A 16,910-nucleotide genomic window follows, 5' to 3' on the forward strand; every position below is an offset into this window, starting at 1 on the left:
TATGATTTTGCGAGCTGGGAAATGGATAGCGGGTCTGATGTTATCAATTTTGACATCATTGAGTGTTGCCGGTGAATCAAAGCTGGTGACTGGCAAATTACTGGCATTCGAAGAAAAAACAGGCAATCTCATTATTAAAGGGCAGGAAAAGAGTTATCCCGTCGCCGCTAGATCACGCTTGGAGACGCATCACAAACTTTCTAATTTTATTTCTTTACTGCCTGGAATGAGAGTGTCACTTTTCAGTGAGGATGGTTACTCCGTCTCACGGATCCTGATTCATGGGCCATACTCCCTCATAAAGCAGGCAGAAACTCACTAATCAGAAACTTTTGCCCGTCGTTGGTTTTATTACACCTTTTTAGAAGCAGTTCAAGGAAGTAGGGGTGTTACATGGCAATACAACGAGCAGTACCTCGTATTGGGGCATTCAGCCTTATCGAATTACTTATCTCAATGGTGATACTCAGCATTCTGATTGGGTTCGCCTATCCCTCATACCGACAACATGTGGTTAAGGCTAACCGTTCGGATGCCCATATCGCGATACAGAGAATAGCTATGGCTCAAGAACGAAATTACGCCATCCTGCACCGCTATTCCGATAATATGGCTTCACTGGGGGGAACCACCTCATCAGAAGGGTATTACACGCTGGCCTCATTCACAGGCCACAGTGGCAGCGGTATTTCTGACTGTGGCGATGTGTCCAGCGATACTGACGCCACCGGATCCTACACTATCATCGCCCAGCCTGTTGCCAGTAAGTCCCAGTCCAGTGATGCAGACTGCACATGCATTTATATGGACAGCCGGGGCGTCAAAGGCTCGACCGGGGCCCGTGCTGAAGCGGGAGACTGTTGGTAGATTCCGCTGACTACCTGCCATCAGAAACTGTTTATCAGGCTCTAAACTCTGGATAGAGCCTTTTTTATTGCCTATCAGAAGCTGTAGACATGTCTGGTAAACACATCAAAAAAGTACTTGTTCTGAACAAGTCGCTTGAACAGGTAAAGCCGCTGTCAGAATATCTGGCAAATGCGGGTATGACCTGTGATGTGCTCAGCTCCTCATCCCATGAAGAAGCCACGCAGTTACTTGAAAGCCAGCCAGTTGATCAGGTAATAATCTGGCAAAGCGACTCTGGCAGTATCTCTGTTGAGCAGGCTGTAAAGCTCTGTCAGGCCAAAGAAGCTGACGTTCCCTGTCTGGCCATTATTCCAGAATATTCTCCAGATCAAATTGTAAATTTGATGAAATTCGGTATCAGGGATGTTGTTGTTGATGGGCAATATGAGCATCTGGAACTGGTGATGGGACGTGAAGCGGATCGAGTCAGTAACAACGAAACCAGTTTAGGACAAACTGCTTCAGAGACGGCTTCATCTGATTCAGTTGAAGAACCAGAAGTTATAGAAGAGCCTGATAGCAATAAGTCTGCTACTCCATCTGTTCTAACTGAAGTGAGCAAATGTCTGACTTCTACAGCCGAGAATCGCGAGAACAAAGTGTTCTTTGTTGTAGAGGTAATGGATTGGGTTGCCCTCAGCTACAAGTATGGTAAAGACAATGAGGTCGTCATACAGGATGCCCTGCAAAGAGAGTTCATGAGGCATCTAAACAGTGGTGCTGTCTGTGAAGTTGTTGAGGATAAATACTTCCATATTCTGGATAATTCACCAGATATTTCTGCGGAAGATATAGCAACCAAAATAACCCAAGGGCTTGATCAGCTGTTTGTTGATACTGCTGATCGTAGTTTTCAGGTTGGTATTTCAATGGCTGTTGTACCTCTGAAGTACTCTATTGCCAGTACGGATGACGTTATGGCACGAGTTGAAGAGTTATTGGGAAATGCCACTGAACTGGGTTTTAACAAGTTTGATGTCTACTGTCCTCAGGCGGATCTCGAAAGGCAGGCCAGGGAAGGGGATGCTCACGCCTTGGTACAACATGCCCTTGATAATAATGGATTTAGGCTCTTATTTCAGCCCGTGGCCAGTCTGAGTGGTGAAACAGAGGAACTCTATGATGTTTTACTGCGAGTGATGGATCCTGGCGGTAAAGAAGTTCCTGCAGGCCGTTTTATTGGTGCAATTGATAAAACAGAGCTGGCTGAAAAAATTGATAAGTGGGTAATTCTTCAAACCATTAAAAAACTGTTTGATCCCAAAAATCGTGAAAAGAAAATCCATCTGTTTTTACATTTGAGTGCTGCCACTATTCAGGATAAAAAGTTCCTGCCCTGGCTTTTCCTTGTTATTAAGAAAACCAAGGTTCAACCTGAGAAGCTGGCTTTTCAGTTCTCGGAAGAAAATATGGTCCGGTACAAAGAGCGGGCTCATCAACTGATTAAAGGATTCAAAAAAATCGGTTGCCAGACCAGCTTGTGCCAGTTCGGTACAACATTAAATCCTATGCGTATTGCCCAGAGTGTTTCCACTGAGTACGTGAAACTGTCGGGTAAACTCACCGATGAGCTGCAGAAGGATCAGCCTGAGAAAGAGAAAGATTTCCAGGATATGATCTCGCAGCTTCAAGGTCAGGGAAAAAAAACTATCGTACCCAATATAGAAAGCCCGAATGTGATGACCAAGGTATGGCGTACCGGTTCAGATTTTGTGCAGGGGTATTTCCTGCAAAAACCTAAACCGGATATGGATTACGATTTCACCTCCGGTTAAGCATTAGCGTCAGACCCATCCAGACCAAGCTTTTTCAGCTTATAACGCAATGCCCGAAAACTGATACCCAGCTGTTTTGCCGCTGCTGTTCTGTTCCACCGTTTTTTTTCCAGAACCTGCAAAAGAACCTGCTTCTCCATTCCTTTCAGATAATCTTCCAGATTATTAATTGATTCTGGGCTGGGAGTAGAAAGCTCCGGCTTAACCTTAGGCGGTGTGTCCCTTAATTTGGGTGGCGGTGATATTTCACCAGTATCTTCTTGTACTTGAGTAGTAGGCAGATGGAGATCAGAGGCATAGATTTTTTTGTTCTCACACAGGGTAAATGCTCTCTCAAGAATATTTTCAAGTTCTCTGACATTGCCTGGGTAGCAGTAGCTTCTCAACGCTTCACAGGCACACTGTGATAGCATCGGCATATCAGCGGGTGCACAGCCATAATCCACAGTAAGCCGGTTGAGGATATGTTCTGCCAGCCTAAGTACATCTTCCCCTCTGTTACGAAGAGGAGGGATTTTTAACTCGATGACATTGACACGGTAGTAGAGATCCTGCCGGAAACGTTCCCGCTGAATTTCCTTAACCAGATCCTTATGAGTGGCACTCAGTATACGGACATCAACAGGTACTTCCTGTTGGCTGCCAACAGGCCGTACTTTCTTCTCCTGTATAGCCCGAAGCAATTTCACCTGCATATGAAGTGGCAGATCTGCAATTTCATCAAGAAATAGAGTTCCACCGCTGGCGGCCTGAAACAGTCCAATTTTATCTCTTACCGCTCCGGTAAAGCTTCCCTTGCAGTGCCCAAAAAACTCGCTTTCCATCAATTCAGCAGGTATCGCGCCGCAGTTCACCGGAATAAATGATTGATCGTGACGGGAACCCTGTTCATGAATCATTCTTGCAACCACTTCTTTTCCCGTTCCTGACTCACCCGAAATAAAGATGGGAGCCTGGTTGCGAGCTATTTTATGTATCTGTTTTTTTAGTTTAACTATTGAAGAATCTGCTCCCAAAAGCTCAGATTTAGATGAAAAGGAATTCTGTGTTTTGGGTTTTTGGGAAAGCTTCAATGCTTGGTGAACCAGATCACGGAGTGTAGGTAGATCAATAGGCTTTGAAACAAAGTCGAATGCCCCTGCCTTTAGAGCTGATATAGCTGTATCCATGCTTCCATAAGCGGTAATAACCGCCACAGGGGTCTGAGGGCAGTGTTTTTGAATAAAGCGAACCAGATCAATACCACTGCCATCAGGAAGTTTCATATCAGTCAGGCAGAGGTCAAAGTGTGGATTCTGAAGAGCAGCTTCAGCATCGAAAATTGAACCGGCGGAAAATGTATCCATATTCATCCGGCCGAGGGTGATTTCCAGAAGTTCCCTGATATCAGGTTCATCATCAATTATTAGTATGCGTGGGCAGTCCATCGATTATATCCCTGCTGAATTTCGATCGGGGAGGGCAAAGGAAATTCTGAATGTACAGCCTTGTTCATTCTGAGGTTCCAATAATTCCAGATTAGCTCCATTGATTTCACAGAGCTCTTTACTCAAAAAAAGCCCTAACCCCGTTCCCTGGATTTCAGTGGTGTAAAACGGGTTAAAGATTTCATTCCGTTGATCTTCAGGGATACCAGGCCCCTGATCAGTTATTTCCAAACAGGGGTGGCCCGACTCGGTTGATCCTGATGATATTCTGAGGGTGGCTGAACCTGTGTTCTGCTGGCTGTATCTCAATCCATTGATGCACAGGTTGGTCATTGCCTGACATAGGTGCCGGCGATCAAAGCAGGTATGTAGATTTTCCTGTTCAGAATCAAAAATGATGGATGGCTCTGGAAAACCATTAAAGTGTTCTTCGCCGATGAATTGCTTTAGCCAGCCATTAAGGTCGATAACTTCCGGGTGCCAGTATTCTCTGCGAGAAATCTGCAGAACTGTTTCGATAATATCGTTGATACGGTGGCAGTGCTTATTAATGATCTGTACTAACTGGCCATCACTTTCAGGTAAAGCATTTGTTTCTGCCAATAACTGGGCCGAATGACTGATAGCTCCAAGAGGGTTTCGAACCTCATGGGCAATACTGGCTGTTAGTTGGCCCAGCGAGGCCAGTTTCAGCTTCTGTGCCTGTTGGTTGAGGGAGGCCTTGTCTTCAAGAAAAATCAATACATAGGAGCTGGATTGAAAATGAAGGTGGGTGAATTCGGGCTGAATATTCTGATTATGTCCCTCTGCCTGGAAACTCTCGACTTTCAGTGCCGGATTGAACTGCCATCTGCGGTAAACCTCCAGCAAAGTGGATGATATCTGGTGCAACTTCCCTTGGGTTAAAGAGCTGGCGAGTATTTCAGCACCGGCCTGATTCATCATGATGACATTATCGGGTTCTTTTAAAACCAGAATGCCGGTTCGCATATGCTGAATAATACTCTGACTGAGTTGTTGTAGATCGACAGCCTGAGACTGATTTAGCAGAGCCTGAACTTCCGTATTTCGAAGTCTGAAATTATAACTCTGTATCATCAGCGCCCAGCAGAAAAACAGGAAACCTTTGAGGCCTGCATCCAGCTGGTCATAAATTTCGCTGGAAAACTCCTGACGGTAGTGGATTGATAAAAGACAGAGTGTCGCAACCGCTGCCAGAAGAATCCCCAGCCTTCCCTGAATCAGGGCATTGCCGAGGGCAATCGGGATAAACAGGAGGTTGGTCAGGCTGTTATCACTCACCTCTCCCATTATCAGCAGGACGCTGAGCAGTATGATATCCAGGCAGGTGACGATCAGGACATGAGTCAGCCCAGGCTGCTTGTGGGTAATTAGCAGGTCCCAGAAGGGCAAACCTGTATAGATCAGGCAAAAAAGCAGAGTGCTTCCAAGACCAGCATTACTGAATAGGGAAGATTCAGCCGGGATCAGGGCAACATAGGATAAAGCGAGTCCAAGGCAGACTCGGTAGATATTGTATAAACGATAAAGCCGCAGGTTCTTTTCGGGAGCCTGCAAGGAGCTGAAAGAGTCTGGTGCTGCTGCCGGTAACAAGGGGCGTTCCTTTGCGCCTGATTATCTTTTCAATGATAAGTCATAGGCCCAGACTGTGCTTTGTTCATAACAAACAGGCCCTAGATAATCTTTTTCCATACTTTTCTTTATCAACACTGGGCAATAGCGGTGGGGATTTAATAGAATACCCGCCATTTGAATGCTGTTCTTCTGAGGTGTACATGGCCGCAACACTGCGCGTCGTCATAGCGCAATTAAATCTGCTGGTGGGTGATATTGAAGGTAATGCCCGCAAGATTGCTGATGCAGCCCGGCAGGCATCCGATAATCATCAGGCGGATGTTGTGGTATTTCCTGAACTCTCCCTCTGCGGGTACCCGCCGGAGGATCTGCTGCTGCGCCCCAGCCTCGACCTGCGTATCAACAAAGGTCTGGATATTCTGTTTCAGGTATCCGGTATAGATATGGTTGTTGGCGTACCTGTCCGAAATAACGAAGAGCTAGAAAACCAGGCTGTTGTTATTCGTGATGGAGCCATCATTGCCGAGTACGCCAAGTGGCATCTTCCCAACTACCGGGTGTTTGATGAGAAGCGGTACTTCAAGCCGGGCTCCGAGGCAGTGACCTATGACTGCAACGGCGTATTTGCCGGTCTGACAGTCTGTGAAGATATCTGGTTTGAAGATCCGGCAGCGGCTCTGAAAGAATCCGGTGCCCAGCTTATTTTCAATCTTAATGCTTCCCCCTTCCACTGTGACAAGCTGGATGAACGCCATGCTGTTCTGCGTGAGCGTTGCAGTGAAACCGGATTGCCTATTGTCTACGTAAATCAGGTAGGTGGTCAGGATGAGCTGGTCTTTGATGGCGGCTCGTTTGTCATGAATGGTGATGGTGAAGTTGTTGTTTCTGCACCGACACACGAAGAATGCCTGGTTCTGGCTGAGTTTGATCGTGAGTCCGGTCAGTTCCTGAAAGGGGAAACTGCACCTCTTAAAGAAGTTGAAGCACGGGTTTACGACAGCCTGGTCATGGGTGTTCGTGATTATGTGAACAAGAACGGCTTTAAGGGCGTGGTTCTTGGGTTATCAGGTGGTATTGATTCCGCACTGACCCTGGCTGTGGCGGCAGATGCCCTGGGCCCTGATCGCGTAGAAGCGATCATGATGCCATTCCAGTATACCGCCGAGATCAGTAAGGAAGACGCCGCTGCAGAAGCCAAAACGCTTGGTGTTTCTTATAAAGAGCTGCCTATCAAGGATATGTACGATGCCTTTATGGGGACTCTGTCAGAGGAGTTTGCTGGAACCAGCCGTGATACAACGGAAGAGAACCTGCAGTCCCGCTGTCGTGGTGTGATGCTGATGGCCATTTCCAACAAGAAAGGCTATCTGGTGCTGACCACCGGCAACAAGAGTGAGATGGCTGTTGGCTATGCCACTCTTTATGGGGACATGGCTGGTGGCTTTGATGTTCTGAAGGATGTTCCTAAAACACTTGTTTTCCGTCTGTCAGAGTATCGCAATACAGTTTCACCGGTTATCCCTCAGCGGGTTATTGATCGTCCGCCTTCAGCAGAACTGGCACCGGATCAGGTTGATGAGGACAGCCTGCCTCCATACGATATTCTGGATGCCATTCTGGAGTTGTATATCGAGCAGGACCAGAGTGCCGAAGCCATTATCGCCAAGGGCTTTGATCGTGATGAGGTCTATCGCATCCTGAGGCTGGTGGATATTAACGAGTACAAGCGCCGTCAGGCACCGGTTGGGGTTCGTATTACATCCCGGGGCTTTGGTAAGGACCGTCGCTACCCAATTACCAATGGCTGGCGTCCAGGGGTTTAAATATGGAACAAATGACCATGATTCGAGACACATTTCCGGTAGGACCACTGGGCTGTAACTGTACAATTATCGGTGACCCCATTACCAAAAAAGGTATGGTGATTGATCCAGGTGGTGACGCGGACAAGATTCTGGAATATGTTCAGGCTCGTGGTCTGGAAATTGTGGCGTTGATCCATACCCATGCCCATCTGGATCATTTTCTGGCCAGTGGGGAGCTGAAAGAGAAAACCGGCGCGCCGATCTATCTGCACCCGGATGATAAGTTCCTGTGGGACAGTCTGGAGATGCAGTGTCGTATGTTCGGCGTGCCATATACTCCGGTTCCCGATCCAGACTTCTGGCTGAAAGATGATGAGCAGCTATGTTGCTGCAATGGTGTGGCCATGCACACGCCGGGCCACAGCCCTGGTTCCATGAGTTTCTGGTTTGAAGATCAGAAACTTTTGATTGCCGGGGATACTCTGTTCCGCCGTTCTGTAGGGCGTACGGATTTATGGGGCGGTGACCATGCGACTATTGAAAAGTCCATTCGAACCCGCCTGTACACGCTGGATGAAGAGGCGGTGGTGGTAGCTGGCCATGGACCGAGCACCACAATTGGTGAAGAAATTCGGGGCAATGTAGTTGTCAGGGGCTGAGTTCGTTAACTGTAACTCTCAATTTCTAGGGGAAGGATGTTGTTAAAAAACGCACATACTTACCTGCTGATCAAAACTATAGTTTTGCCTTTTTGCTGGTGACACTCCGCTTCCATGAAAAAGATATTAACTGCTGCTGCCATTCTTTCTGCTGTCTCTTCATTGACTCAGGCAGGTGTTCTGGGCGCTACGGCAGGATATAACTACTGGGCTACTTCAGACTTTGGTGCTTTCCAGACTGGTTACGCCCAGTTTGAGCACTTTATTCCTCTTCTTCCTAACGCTGCTGTACGTTTTGGCAAAGTCGATGATAAGAAACTGAACTTCAAGTCTTATGATGCCTATGGGTATTACGAGTTGCTCGATAATGACATGGTCAGTGTAGATCTTGGCGCTGGTTTAAGAAGGTTTAATAACGGTGAGCTTAAGGGGCAGTCGTTCAGCGATACTGTGCCGATGGTCAATGCTGAGGCAGAGTTCTTCAAAGCACTTCCCACGTACGGCTATGCTCGGGTTGATTTGGGTCGAAGCAGTGACAGCCGTTTTCAGGATATGGAAGCAGGTGTGCGTTTTGATGTGCTGACAGGCTTCAGTATTCAGGCAGGCTACAGAGTTTATGACCTGGATATGAATATGAAAAACAAAGAAACGGTGCGAGGGTTTACAGCAGGTTTGCGTTTGGATATCTGATAATATTTGCTGCCGGTTTTCCGGCAGCAAATATTCATGAACGGGTAGTAATAGGTTTAAGACTCCATTTCTTCCAGCCGCCGATCTTTCTCTTCCCAGAGTTTGTTAACCCAGCTCTGAATATCCTTGCGGTAGTCGTCATCTCTCAGGTAATCCCTGCCCAGATACTTGTCAGGGATGCTGCTTTTCTCAATATGAACCTTCACCTCAGGGCAGCGTCCACAAAGAAAATCCCAGAAGTCTGGAGTTTTGCCCTTGTAGCTAAGGGTAATATTCAAAAAGTCCTGCAGGTTATTACCCATTGCGCCAAGCACAAAGCCGATACCGCCAGCTTTAGGCTTCAAAAGGTGTTTAAATGGTGACTGCTGGTGTTTGTGTTTGGCTTCTGTGAAACGTGTTCCCTCAACGTAGTTGTAGACAGAGACCGGCAAACCCTGGAACTTCTCACAGGCTTTGCGGGTTGTTTCCAGGTCTTCCCCTTTCTTTTCCGGGTGCTTCTCAAGGAATTCCCGGCTATAGCGTTTCATAAATGGAAAATCCAGGGCCCACCAGCACAGTCCCAGAATGGGAACCCAGATCAGCTCCTTCTTGAGAAAGAACTTAATTGATGGTGCTTTCCCATTAAGAACCTGCTGGACAATCACAATATCGGCCCAGGTCTGGTGGTTGCTGGTAATAAGATAGGATCTGTCTTTACGCAAATCGGTATCCCCAGTGACCACAACTTTCATTGGGGTAAACAGGGTTATCAGGCCGGTATTGATATATATCCACAGGGTCACAACAAGATTGAGAACCTGATTACAGGCAAGGCGAATAATCTCAATGGGAATACATGCCTTGATTAAGGCTGTCAAAAAGAGAGGTATACAGAAGAAAACTGTATTGAGAATCAAAAACAGTGTAGCAAGAATGCCCCGTACGACAGGAGGAAGAAAAGCCAGCATAAACAACCCTGTTTTTCTAAGAAGCTGTCTGAAAAGACTACAGTCGTGCTGCATTAACAAAATGGCTCTTGAGACAGCTCTAAATTGTTATGGGTAAGCCCCGGTTAGAATCAGAAACAGTCCCTCAACTGCTTCTGGAAAACCGAATGTATCAGTCAGTGTATGCCTATCTCAACTTTTTTTGAAGAAGGTCGTACCATTTATTGAGTGGCCTGTATAGCAGTTAAAGCAATTGTATAGACAATATCATCAACCAGTGCGCCCCGGGACAGGTCATTGACAGGTTTGTTCAGGCCCTGAAGCATAGGGCCAATACTGATAACATTGGCGCTTCTCTGAACCGCTTTATAAGTGGTATTGCCTGTGTTCAGATCAGGGAAGACGAACACTGTTGCCTGACCGGCTACCGGGCTGTCGGGAGCCTTGCTTTTGGCAACAGAGGCAATTGCCGCTGCATCATACTGAAGAGGGCCATCAATAATCAGTTCAGGTGCTCTTTCTTTGGCAATACGAGTCGCTTCCCGTACTTTCTCAACATCAGTGCCATGACCTGACTTTCCCGTACTGTAACTGATCATTGCCACCTTCGGCTCGATACCAAATGCTTTGGCGGACTGAGCACTCTGGATGGCAATACTAGCCAGTTGATCGGCATCAGGGTCAGGGTTTACGGCGCAGTCACCGTAAACCACCACCTGATCTGGAAGAAGCATAAAGAATACAGAGGAAACCAGGCCTGCATCAGGTTTGGTTTTCACAAGCTGGAAGGCTGGACGGATGGTATTGGCGGTAGTATGAACTGCGCCGGATACCAGACCGTCAACATCTCCCTTGGCCAGCATCATGGTGCCCAGCACAACCGTATCTTCAAGCTGTGCTTCAGCCATGGCTTCATTGAGACCTTTATGTTTGCGCAGCTCAACCATAGGTGCGATGTATTGCCTGCGGATTTCATCCGGATCAAGAATGGTCAGATCAGCTGGCAGCTCAATATCGAGCCCACGGGCAACTTCCCGGATAAGCTCGGGTTTTCCAAGCAGTACACATTGAGCAATACCTTTTTCATGGCAGAGAGCGGCAGCCTGAATAGTCCGTGGCTCGTCACCTTCTGGCAGCACAATACGTTTGCTGGCCGCTCTGGATCGTTCAACCAGGTTGTAACGGAAGGCTGGTGGGGTGAGGTGTTCCTGATGGGGCTGACCGCAATGCTCACGCAGCTTATCAATATTGATATGTTCAGCCACGGTGTTCATAACGCTTTCCATGCGCTCGACATCATCTGCAGGCACTTCCGGATTCATACGATCCAGTCTTGTCGCTGTATCGTATGAATTAAGATCGGTTAACAGGACCGGGAGTTCTGAAGTGGCAATAGCCGTCTGGCACAGACGCATAATCCCTTCGGGTGGCTTTTCTCCATTGGTCAGCAACAGCCCGGCAAGAGGAATACCGTTACTGGCAGCCATACAGGTAGCCAGCACAATATCTTCCCGGTCTCCGGGGCAGATAATCAATGCTCCAGCCACGAGGTGCTGGGTTATATTTGCGGAAGTTCTGGCACAGAGAATACGTTTGATAACCCGCCGTGTTTCCATCATTCCTTCGTTCAACACCTTGGCAAAAAGATGGTCGCAGATATCCTTGGTACGAGGTGAAGAAAGCTCATTATTCCAGGGAATATGGCCAAGAGGAGGAAAGCTTTTGGCAGGCATACGCGGCAGGCTTTTCAGCTCCAGAGGGTTAGTTCCAAACCGCTCTGCAATATTCTCAGGCATTTTGTTAAGGATATAACCGAGAATCTGCGGGTTTCTTACGCTACCGTAATTATCTGCACTGATTCGGAGATGATCAGCAAGTTCCCGCGGCGTGCTGTCATCGGCACCAGTCACAATAATTATATCGGCACTGAGTGTGCGGGCCATTTCACTGTTGAATCGGGTAATCCACGGCGAGTGTCTTGTAGGTGTTAGACCTTCAACAACAATGGCATCGGCATCGCGCCCGGCCGCCTGGTGAAACAGGCTGACCACTTCTTCCAATATCTCTTCCCGGCGGTTCTGTCCCAGCTTATCTTCAACAAGATCAAAGCTGATGGGGCGGGGAGGTTTCTGGTGCAGGGTTTTACTGGCAAACAGGGTGGAGCTTTCTTCCCCTGTGTGGGAATGGTGCTGCTGAGCGATAGGTTTGCAGAAACGAACCTTAAGACCAACCCTTTCCAGGGCACGAACCAGCCCAAGAGCAACAGATGTCAGGCCTGCCCCATAACTGGTAGGGGTGATATAAAAGACGTGCATTCCCGGTTCTCGCTCAGTGTTCTGGTTTCCATGAGGGTTTGTCGTTATCTCATGGTTGTATGTGCGAATCTGATATGACAGATTCGCACATTGTACTGTGAGAGCAGGTAAGAATATATGCGTGCTTTTGTTGGAACTTGTGCGGAATTTATCAGGCGGATTCCAGCAGCTTGCTCCAGTTAATTTCCGAAGCACGCAGACGTTGATGCGCCATATAGTAAATCAGATGGCCAGAATGCACTGGATGTTCGGCTGGAGGGTTTAGCACCAGATCATCACCATGAATACTTTCTGCCAGACCCAGTACCAGAATATCGTGATGCTCTTTCAGCGTTCTTATCAGTTGGCCAAAGGTGCAGCCAGAAAAATGACTGGGAACCTGAAGGCTGAACTGGGTTGGGCCGGTCAGAGTATTCAGCAACTGGGCCTGTACACGGGATGAGCCAGGGTCTTGAGCCGAACGAACCAGCATCTCTGTTGTTGTGCTGATATGGCATTCAACCTGAGGCGCGTGGGCTTTCAGCAGAGCCGCTTTATCAGCCTGCTCAAAATGGCAGACAATATGGGCGTTGGTGCGCCTGGCAGCAGAAAGACTCAGAGCTGTAGTCAAAGTGCTCTCATCGCTGATTCCGGCAATTATGATCCGGCTGGCATCGGCAATGGCGGCGCGTTCCCAGACATCTTCTGAAGCCAGGCTCTCTGCTTGAACAAAGTGCAGTCGATCAGGGTCAGGGTTTTCCATTTTGTGGTTGGAGACCAGCACAATATCGCGGTTTTCCCGGCGCGTATCCCCAAAGATCAGATCAATCATGCGGGCAGTGCTTTCCCTGTGCCAGCCCATAATCACAATATGATCTTCCAGGCGACCGTTGAAGTTCAGCTGTCCTTTCATATTTCTTCTCCAACCATCGACAATAACCGTGGTCATTTTACCAATCAGGGCGGCGAACAGAATAACGCCACCGGGAATAACAAACAGGCTCACAGCTGCCTGTCCTGCAGGTGACGAAGGCGAAAAATCGCCATAACCAACAGTCGAGGCTGTCACCAGGTAAAAATAATAAAACTTGAACGGAGTAATAATTTCCGTTTCGCCAGCCTCTAGCAACAGGTACCAGGAAAATGCAAAATGCACGAAAACCAGCATCGCCAGAAAAGTCCAGCGCAGCTTCAGAATCTGCATATTAATCCTCAGGATCGTCCTGACGACGGCGTTCATATATTTCTCCCTGAGAATTCACAATGAAACAATTATCAATGGATACTTTGTATGGTCAATAGGGTTTAGCGAGAAATCTGACAGGCTTTAGCAGCATTATTTCGGGTATGTTCATCTCATGAAGCTGGATAAAGCTACTCCGACTCTGTCTGATAAGAAAAAATTCAGATAATTGACTCAGTCTGGTAACTTCAAGGCGTGGGAGTGATCTATTAATGTACTGAAGCCCCGTACTTTGCGGGCAATGCTTGCCAGATTAACCCTTGTGGGAAAAGTGGAAACAATAATTTATGTTCAAATCGTTCTTCCTGAATAAAAAATGGTTTCTTTGGTCATTGTTTGGTTCAGCCATTATTTTGGGGGTTACCTGGTACAAGGTGCAGCTGGACGTAAAAATCAATGAATGGTTTGGCACCTTTTACAATACGATCCAGGAAGCTTTGGGTTCCCCCGGCCTGCATGATTTCGATACCTTTCTTGATCAGTGCCTGACTTTTGTTGAGATTGCCGGTATCTACATTATTGTGGCGGTACTGCTGGAATTCTTTGTTAAGCACTATGTCTTCCGGTGGCGTACGGCCATGAACGACTATTACATGTCCAACTGGGGCAGGCTGCGTCATATTGAAGGAGCTGCGCAGCGGGTGCAGGAAGATACCATGCGCTTTGCCCGGATTATGGAAAGCCTGGGTGTGGCTTTGATGCGATCGGTTATGACTCTTGTCGCTTTCCTGCCGATTCTCTGGGGGCTGAGTGATCATGTAAAAGAATTGCCCTGGATTGGGCCGGTTGATCAGGCCCTGGTATTTATTGCCCTGATCTCGGCAGCCTGTGGAACGGTTCTACTGGCAATTGTCGGTATTAAACTTCCCGGTCTGGAGTTTAATAACCAACGGGTAGAAGCGGCCTACCGTAAAGAGCTGGTGCTGGGTGAAGATCATGATGACAGAGCATCTCCTCCTACTGTTAAGGAACTCTTTGGCCATGTGCGTAAGAACTACTTTACGCTCTACCTTCATTACCTCTACTTTGATATTGCCAAGTGGTCTTACCTGCAGTTCAGCGTCATTATCCCTTATATCGCCATGGGGCCGACCATTGTTGCCGGTGCAATTACTCTGGGTGTTATGCAACAGGTGATTCGAGCCTTTGGCAAGGTGGAAGAGTCCTTCCAATTCCTGGTTAACTCCTGGGCAGTGATTGTTGAGCTGATGTCTATCTATAAACGCCTGAAAGCCTTTGAGAATAAAATTGAGGGTAAACTTCAGGCTTCAATTGAAATGGTTTAATTGAGGGTATTCTCAAGAAGGTCTGGTTCATTTGAGCCAGACCTGCGTTTTGAAATAGAAAATGCATTATATTCCTGCCTTTTTACCCAAATCTCTGAATGAAGATCCTGCTCCTCTCGGCCTATGATGCCGTTTCCCACCGCTACTGGCGTAAAGGGCTGACTGAACAATTTCCAGAGCATGACTGGACAGTACTGACCCTGCCAGACAGATACTTTAACTGGCGTTTGCGTGGTAACAGTCTGACCTGGGCTATGGGACATCGTGAAATTCTGCAGCAGCCCTGGGACAGGATTATTGCGACCTCAATGGTTGATCTTTCTTCCCTGCGGGGAATGGTTCCTTCTTTGGGAGCCGTGCCGACCATCGTTTATTTTCACGAAAACCAGTTTGCCTACCCCCGCTCAGGCCACCAGACTTTCAGCCCTGTTGAACCTCAGTTACAGACCATCTATACCGCTCTGTGTGGAGACAGTCTGGTTTTCAACACGGAGTACAATCGCAAGACCTTTTTCGAAGGAGCTTCTGCTCTTCTGAAAAAACTGCCTGACCATGTCCCTGCCGGGATTGTGGATACACTTTCTGCCAGAAGTTCTGTTATTCCCGTTCCTCTTGCTGAGGATATTCCTAATTCTGAGCCATTGAAGCAGAATGGGGAGCATGATTCGCCTTTTCTGATCAGCTGGGCAGCACGCTGGGAGTACGATAAAGGCCCTGATCGGCTGCTGAATATTTTGCAAAAACTGGAAGCATCAGAGCTGGATTATCAGCTTTGTATTCTTGGGCAGTCTTTCAGGAAATCACCTGCCGAATTCACCACAATTCAAAATGAGTTTGGGCATCGCTTACGTAAGTTCGGATTTGCAGAATCCCGTCAGGAGTATCTGGACTGGCTGCTGCAGTCAGATATTCTGCTGTCGACTTCGCGCCATGAGTTCCAGGGGATATCAGTGCTGGAAGGTGTTGCCTGTGGCGCTGTTCCGGTTCTTCCTAATGAGCAGTCATATCCATTTATGTTTGACCAAAACTATCTCTACAGTTGCGAAGATGATGCTGTGGCAATGATTCTACGGTGCTCAGAAGACAAACAGAGAGGAACTCTGCAGGCTCCAGGTGTTGAGGAGTTTTGTTGGGAGGTGGCTGGTCCACGTTATAAGGCCGTGATTGAAAGCCCCTGTCATGATGAGTAGTGAACTTTGAGCGGATTCATTTCTTCAAAATAGTTTAAGCGACGATGGGTGTATGAAGTGGAAGGTTTTCTTCATGCATCCCCTTTCTTTTCATCCTCTCATTGGGAAAAGGACGCTGATAGCAAACCTACCCGGATTTCATCAAAGCCATGGTGAAAGGGTCTGAGTTCATCATTTCTTTGATAATCGAGTCACTATCTTTCTCCTGCTTCACAATGTTTCTTAACTGCTGAACAGCCAGAGTGTGATTATATTTAGGTTGAGAATCAGGGAAAGTACACAACACCGGGATGTAAAACTGTTCGGTGAGTGTCTCCCCGATATCAATAAGGTGTCGCTTCTGATCATCAATCATGGTGATATGTTGAATATCCCTGAAAGGTTCAGCTTTATCATTAAGCAGGCTGTTAAGCACTTCCCCCTTGCGGTTGCCGTGGCTGACAAATACAACACCATTTTCAATCAGACTTACACGTCCATCTGGAAGCTTGGTATTTTTTCTGGAACCAGTGTCTGAAAATGAAATTCCGCACTGTTCCAGCTGCCAGAGAGTCACATCCTTGGTTATCAGTCCTCTTGACGTCATACCTATAACTGTAGCCCCCCGTTTTTTCAGATCATTGATGGCTTTGGGAAGAGATGGGTCAACCAGAATCATGGGGACCTTGGTATAAATATGAAGCAACAGAGGGTCAAGATAATCAGCCGCCTGCCTCCTGCTCCAGTCAGGATGCTTCTGCAGGGCCTCATCCATAAGACCAAAGAACATAACAGAGCTTCCCAGCCACTGCCCGGCTGGAGAGGTGAGAACAGTATCGTCAATATCAAGGAGAATCAGAGTGTGGTTCAGCTGATGACGCCCCGTAAATCTATTCGCCAGATATTCCCCGGGCTGTGCGTTTTTTTCCTCGATATCCTTCGAAAATGCCCCGGCAGAGGTCTGCATCAGTAGTCCTGTCAGAATTGTTAGTAGTGTTTTTTTATATCTATTCACTTTACCGCCTCCAAATGAAGAGAGGAAGCATAGCCCCTGGGCAGTTTTTCGGAACTTTCATCGCTTTTGAGAGCCTAAGAATCATAACATCCGTAAATTTGAAGAGATTAAGTACT

The 16,910-nt window shown here is 47.4% G+C and carries 14 protein-coding genes; 8 read left to right on the forward strand and 6 right to left on the reverse strand.

Going from position 1 to position 16,910, the window contains the following annotated elements:
- Position 1: 1 nt before the first annotated feature.
- From M3P05_RS05980 to M3P05_RS05990, 3 genes are all read left to right on the forward strand, one after another.
- Positions 2–322 carry a hypothetical protein gene (locus M3P05_RS05980; RefSeq protein ID WP_249698518.1) on the forward strand — a complete coding sequence of 107 codons (321 nt, stop codon included), beginning with the start codon at positions 2–4 and terminating at the stop codon, positions 320–322.
- A gap of 71 nt (positions 323–393) precedes the next feature.
- Positions 394–867 carry a type IV pilin protein gene (locus M3P05_RS05985; protein ID WP_249698519.1) on the forward strand — a complete coding sequence of 158 codons (474 nt, stop codon included), beginning with the start codon at positions 394–396 and terminating at the stop codon, positions 865–867.
- An 89-nt stretch (positions 868–956) separates the two neighbouring features.
- Entirely contained in the window at positions 957–2,684 is a 1,728-nt protein-coding gene (locus M3P05_RS05990; RefSeq protein ID WP_249698520.1) for an EAL domain-containing protein, read from the forward strand.
- Here M3P05_RS05990 and M3P05_RS05995 read toward each other — a convergent pair.
- Together M3P05_RS05995 and M3P05_RS06000 are read right to left on the reverse strand one after the other, a co-directional pair.
- Positions 2,681–4,111: a sigma-54-dependent transcriptional regulator gene (locus M3P05_RS05995; RefSeq protein ID WP_249698521.1), complete on the reverse strand. Its 1,431-nt coding sequence runs from the start codon at positions 4,109–4,111 to the stop codon at positions 2,681–2,683. The two genes, M3P05_RS05990 and M3P05_RS05995, sit on opposite strands and share 4 nt — an antisense overlap.
- A 3-nt stretch (positions 4,112–4,114) precedes the next feature.
- Entirely contained in the window at positions 4,115–5,725 is a 1,611-nt protein-coding gene (locus tag M3P05_RS06000) for a sensor histidine kinase (protein WP_249698522.1), read from the reverse strand.
- A 182-nt stretch (positions 5,726–5,907) separates the two neighbouring features.
- Between M3P05_RS06000 and M3P05_RS06005 the strand changes: the two genes are divergently transcribed.
- From M3P05_RS06005 to M3P05_RS06015, 3 genes are all read left to right on the forward strand, one after another.
- Positions 5,908–7,530, forward strand: coding sequence for an NAD+ synthase (locus M3P05_RS06005; protein ID WP_249698523.1), 1,623 nt, complete (start codon positions 5,908–5,910; stop codon positions 7,528–7,530).
- A 2-nt stretch (positions 7,531–7,532) separates the two neighbouring features.
- The gene (locus M3P05_RS06010) at positions 7,533–8,171 is read left to right on the forward strand and encodes an MBL fold metallo-hydrolase (RefSeq protein ID WP_249698524.1); all 639 of its coding nucleotides are present in this window, start codon (positions 7,533–7,535) and stop codon (positions 8,169–8,171) included.
- 114 nt (positions 8,172–8,285) lie between these two features.
- Positions 8,286–8,861, forward strand: a complete 576-nt coding sequence (locus M3P05_RS06015; protein WP_249698525.1) for a porin family protein — start codon at positions 8,286–8,288, stop codon at positions 8,859–8,861.
- Between the two features lie 56 nt (positions 8,862–8,917).
- On the opposite strand, the gene M3P05_RS06020 is transcribed toward M3P05_RS06015, so the two are convergent.
- The 3 genes from M3P05_RS06020 to M3P05_RS06030 form a co-directional block, all read right to left on the reverse strand.
- Complete coding sequence (locus tag M3P05_RS06020) at positions 8,918–9,862, reverse strand: acyltransferase (protein ID WP_249698526.1); 945 nt, start codon at positions 9,860–9,862, stop codon at positions 8,918–8,920.
- Positions 9,863–10,008: 146 nt separating this feature from the next.
- On the reverse strand, positions 10,009–12,102 hold the full coding sequence (gene pta, locus M3P05_RS06025; protein WP_249698527.1) for a phosphate acetyltransferase: 2,094 nt from the start codon (positions 12,100–12,102) through the stop codon (positions 10,009–10,011).
- A gap of 151 nt (positions 12,103–12,253) precedes the next feature.
- The gene (locus tag M3P05_RS06030) at positions 12,254–13,321 is read right to left on the reverse strand and encodes a potassium channel family protein (protein ID WP_249698528.1); all 1,068 of its coding nucleotides are present in this window, start codon (positions 13,319–13,321) and stop codon (positions 12,254–12,256) included.
- 290 nt (positions 13,322–13,611) lie between these two features.
- On the opposite strand from M3P05_RS06030, the gene sbmA reads away from it, so the two are divergent.
- Both sbmA and M3P05_RS06040 read left to right on the forward strand, forming a co-directional pair.
- A complete protein-coding gene (gene sbmA / locus M3P05_RS06035; protein ID WP_249698530.1) occupies positions 13,612–14,610 on the forward strand; it encodes a peptide antibiotic transporter SbmA in 999 nt (332 codons plus the stop codon).
- Positions 14,611–14,708: 98 nt separating this feature from the next.
- Positions 14,709–15,800, forward strand: a complete 1,092-nt coding sequence (locus M3P05_RS06040; protein ID WP_249698531.1) for a tRNA-queuosine alpha-mannosyltransferase domain-containing protein — start codon at positions 14,709–14,711, stop codon at positions 15,798–15,800.
- 127 nt (positions 15,801–15,927) lie between these two features.
- Here the strand turns inward: M3P05_RS06040 and M3P05_RS06045 are convergent, their stop codons facing one another.
- Entirely contained in the window at positions 15,928–16,794 is an 867-nt protein-coding gene (locus M3P05_RS06045; protein ID WP_249698532.1) for a DUF2608 domain-containing protein, read from the reverse strand.
- Positions 16,795–16,910 lie beyond the last annotated feature (116 nt).

The organism is Parendozoicomonas callyspongiae (genome assembly GCF_023502345.1).
Classification (GTDB): Bacteria; Pseudomonadota; Gammaproteobacteria; order Pseudomonadales; family Endozoicomonadaceae; genus Sansalvadorimonas; species Sansalvadorimonas callyspongiae.